Origin of the sequence: Limnohabitans sp. (genome assembly GCF_044373035.1) — a bacterium.
In the GTDB taxonomy this organism is placed as follows: Bacteria; Pseudomonadota; Gammaproteobacteria; order Burkholderiales; family Burkholderiaceae_C; genus Limnohabitans_A.
In genome coordinates this window covers 1-3,114 of record NZ_JBILQU010000193.1, presented here as the reverse complement: position 1 = coordinate 3,114, position 3,114 = coordinate 1, and the positions used below count along the sequence as shown (strand labels likewise).

3 protein-coding genes are annotated in these 3,114 nt (G+C 54.5%); all 3 read right to left on the bottom strand.

The genetic code is table 11. The features are described 5' to 3' along the window. Positions 1–211: DUF4372 domain-containing protein (locus tag ACIQ47_RS15695; protein ID WP_396438974.1), on the bottom strand; the 211-nt coding region annotated here is incomplete at its 3' end. Positions 212–483: 272 nt separating this feature from the next. Further along, positions 484–1,329 (bottom strand): DUF1810 domain-containing protein, encoded by an 846-nt coding sequence (locus ACIQ47_RS15690; protein ID WP_396438973.1) that lies wholly within the window; start codon positions 1,327–1,329, stop codon positions 484–486. An 87-nt stretch (positions 1,330–1,416) separates the two neighbouring features. Continuing rightward, positions 1,417–3,114 (bottom strand): DUF2779 domain-containing protein (locus ACIQ47_RS15685; protein WP_396438972.1); only part of this gene is annotated, 1,698 nt, incomplete at its 5' end.

Below are 3,114 nucleotides of genomic sequence, written 5' to 3'. Positions count from 1 at the left end.
ACAGCCGCTTGGCTTGAGCACGCAAATTGACCTCGATGTCGCGCAAAGACTCGCGGTAGGTCAATTGAGCAAAGGCCATGGTCAAGAACTGGTCCATGCAGGTGAAGTCTTGAACTTTGTGATCGCCGCGGTGAGTGTCCACGCATCGACGGAAAGTGCTCAGGGGCAGAAACGCCATGAGTTGAGAGAAAACAAGCTTGCCTTGGTTCATTGCGGTCCTTTGCGTGCGAACGCAAAAGACCATAAGTCATGGAATCGAAGTTCAAATCGAGACCAGACTTAGATGCCAAAAAACCAAGGTAAATCATTAACTTACGAAGCCCTGATGTGAAAACGTTGGGACACTACTGCTCTTCAATCGGTACAGGTGTTGTTGCCGGGGCGCTGATTTCAGATTGACCAGTCAAATAAGCTTCAGCGTCGATAATGGGTTAAATGAGTGATACAAAAATTGCTCATTCGTACCTTGTCAGCCGCACCCTGTCAGCGCGAGATGTACATCCGCCTTGCCTTGGGTGAGTTGTTGATGATGTCAAGCGTTAAAGGACAACGCTCGCCGTGAAAGTAACGGGCCAGCACCTCGACGATACGCTCATCCTCAGAAGAGGCGTTCGCAAAAAGTGTCATGCAAGATCGCAACTTCATGGCGTCAATTTTGCCAAAGACCCTCTCAGGCTTTGTCCCCTTGGGCAGACCCAACAGGATGTCCGTGCAACTTCTCAGCCTTCCGCCCAGCAAATCGTCATCCCAATATTTCGCAGCCTCCCCTGGGTCGGCGATGCCAAAGTAATGTGCAAGGCGGCTCGATCCCAATTCCCGAAGCTGAGGAAAGACAAACCACATCCAGTGCGTCTGTTTGTGACCCGCGGCGAGTTCCTCGACGACCTCATACCAGTGAAGGTCCTGAGCCTCGGTGAAGCGGTCTAGCGTCCTTTCTGACCTGACCGTGGGAACCCGTCGAGAGGTTTCACGCATCAACCTGTGAGGTTGCGCTTGCCAATATTCGCCGCTTGAATAAACCGGACGGCTTTGCTTGCGAGCACCCGGAAGTGGCAAGGTTGGCACGCCGCAGGCCTGGTAAAAACTCGATAGCTCCCACATCCAATTGAAACCATTGGCCAGCAATGAAGCCTGTGCTGCATGCAAGCTGGTTGCTGGTAGATGGTCAAAGACTTTTCCGTGATCGTCAAAAAAGATCAACTCAACCGCGTCACCTGTCCCGTCTTCGATGACGCACCAGTTCTGTTGGAGCATGCCAAGGACTTTGACCCAAAGGCGTTGGCTGATTTGAGCTTCCTCGCGGATTTCGTCGAGAGTTTGAATGAGCATGAATTCGCCTTATGCAATCCGTTTTAGGTAGACAACACAATCATCCTGCCGGGGAAACCCAAATCGGGCAAGGCAAGCTTGCAAAAGTCATTGCCTGATCTCCCGCTGCCACCCCTGCACCACCATCACCATCGCCAGAGTGTCCAACTCACAGTAGCGCAACAGGGCTTGCTTGATTTGTACCCTTTGAGCATCTTGCAGGTCTTCAAACTGGAGCCGCGAATAGGCCGTTGCGGCCGCGCCGCCTTCTGCGATGACCAGTTCATCAGGGTCTTGGCCTGCTGGCAATGATTCGCCCAGCATCTGTGCGCCCAAGTCGCGCAGGATTTCGTAGGGGTCATCGATGCTTTGGCCGTCTTCGCCGGTGGGCAGCCAGATGAAGTTCTTGTAATTGAGGCTGGGCATTCCGCCCTCTGCGCCATAGATCGGCTGGGCATAGTGCTGCCGCAGCCAGGCATTGCTGGCGAGCATGGCGGGCAGCACCTTCTTGATGGAGACACTGCCCTTAGTGGCCACATGGAAGTAACCTGCCTTGGCCAAATCGCACAGGTCCACCATGGCGCGCTCGCCTGACTTGGTGAGGGACGCCAAAAACAAACGCAGCTCATCCGCATCGTCTGGCGGGCTCAAACTTTCATCGAGCTGCACCATGATCCGGTTCAAGATCGTGTTTTCATGGTGGCTCCACATGAACACCGTGCCAGTGTCTCCTTCCAGCTCTGCCTTCAGGGCGCGGGCAAATTCGAAGTTTGGAAACACCCCAGGCTCGGCCAGTAAGAACTGGCCCTTGTGCTCGACGCGCCCGTCTTCGTGCATCACATGGTGCGAATACTGGAAAGCCACCTGCTCATAAGGTCGCATGCCTTGGTGAAACGGTATGGCCACTGCGCTGGTCTCGAAGTCAATGAAATGGTACGGAAAGCGCCAAGACGCCATTTCTGTGCGCATGTGCGCCTCGGCCAACCAGTACCCGCCCCGATCTTCTTCTGGGGGGATGCCTTTGGCTTGCATCCATTGACGCTCACTGACCGACAGGGTTTCTCCGCCGTCTTTGACGTTGATGTCCCCTGACTGCACGGCAGACAGGCGTATCCGCCCTTGCGAGATCAGGTCGTCTTTTTTCAGGAACTTCCACAGGTCCAACACCGTGCCTTGAGCTAAATCCTTGTCAGTGAAGCCATAGGCCTGAGACCAGCACTCATGAAATCCACTTTGTAGTTCATCATCGCTGGCTGCCTTAAACTCGCAGCTGCTGCACTTTGCACCGGGAAAAGGAGGAATTTTTTGGTCATCGGCATAGGCTTTGGCCCAGTCATTGGCCGCCTGGTCCATGGGTTGCAAAGAGCCGTTAGACCCCACGCCATCTTTGTAAACCACCTCCACAAACTCATCGACGGGCACCTTGGCCAAGAGATCTGCCTGAGGGGTGAAGTGAGCTGCATCGGCTGATCGGGTCACCCTCACCTTTTTGCCGTCTCTCACGATCTTGAAAATCTGGTTCAAGCGGTCTTGTGACGCCTTGACCGACTTGTCGGGCATCATCAAAAAAGTGCTGATCTGCGCGCCCGGATACGCTTGGCGCATGACCCACGCCTGAAAGGCAACGTCTTCAATGTACGGACGCATGCCCGACTTGATGGGCACGCGGCTGCCAGCGATGTCGGGACGGGTGCTGTCATACGACTTGGCTTTGACCTCAATCAGCTCGTACCGGTTGCCATCTTTGACCAATATGTCCACGCGCACGAAGAAGTTGCCAAAGGCAATGGCGGCCTCGAACACCAC